Genomic DNA, 1,064 nt, shown 5'->3' on the forward strand with positions numbered 1-1,064 from the left:
GTCTGTACGTCCACCGCCGCACCGGCCGCGTCCCCAGTGCCCTGGGCCTGACCGCCACCGGCATCGCCGCCGCCTACCTCGACCTCGTCGCCGCCACGGCCGTGTACCACTTCATCCCGACGGTCGTCGGCCTGTCGCTGGCGGCCGTCGTGGCCGTGGCGGGTCTGGCGATCGCGCGGCAGTGGAGCAGTGAACTGCTCGCCGTGATCGTCGTGCTCGGGGTGGCGATGCTCGCTCCGGCCATCGGCGCAGACCGCCACGGCGTGGTCGCGACGTTCCTCGTGCTCCTGACGATCGCCTCGACGACCGCGCACGTCGGGCAGCCCCGCTGGGCGTGGCTGGAGTGGGCGCGCACGGCGCCGACCGTTGCCTACCTGCTCTGGGCGTTGACCTTCGGAGCGCTGACGGTTTCGCCGGGCCATGACTCAGTCGTGGCCCTGTCGGTCGTGCTGACCCTGTCCTTGCTGGCCGTGACCACGGCCGCGGCCCGTGCCCCACAGGTGGCCCTGCTCTCGGCCGCGCCCCTGGCCCTCACCGCGCTCCCGACTCTCTACGGGCTGGGCCGGGAGACCGGGTGGGCGGCCTTCGCCGGGCTCCTCGCGATCGCCGTCCTCCACCTCGGTGCGGGGGTGATGGCCGGAGCGCAGCGCGGCCGGGTCGCGGTGGATCGCGTCGCTGTGTGGGCGCCACCGATCGCGGCGGCGTTCGCCCTCGTCGCGATCGACCAGGCCGACTTCGGCTCCTGGCAGCTCACCGCCGTGCTCGTCCTGGCGCTGCTTCACCTGGCCCGCGCGCGCATCTCCAGCGACACTGTCGTGGGGTGGACGGCGTTGGTCGTCAGCGCGGTGGCCCTGCTGGGGTGGTTGGCCGCCCTCGGTCCCCTGACCGTGGCGGACCGCGCCGTGGAGATCACCGTCGAGGACCTCATCAACCACGGGCTCGTCCTCGCCGTGGCCGTGCTGCTCGCCCAGGCCGCCCCGCGTCTGCTGCGGGCACTCCAGGGCCCGGATGCCGGCGCGGCCGGCACCGAGCCCCGGCCGTCGTCGCCGGTCTGGATCGGCGGG

General features: G+C 74.5%; 1 protein-coding gene. It reads left to right on the plus strand.

Annotation, left to right across the window (positions count from 1 at the left end; all coding sequences use genetic code 11):
- The coding region (locus KD1_RS01580; protein ID WP_169795311.1) for a DUF2339 domain-containing protein at nt 1-1,064 on the plus strand (1,064 nt) is incomplete at both ends.

This window comes from Kribbia dieselivorans NBRC 106261, assembly GCF_001552435.1.
GTDB lineage: Bacteria > Actinomycetota > Actinomycetes > Actinomycetales > Dermatophilaceae > Kribbia > Kribbia dieselivorans.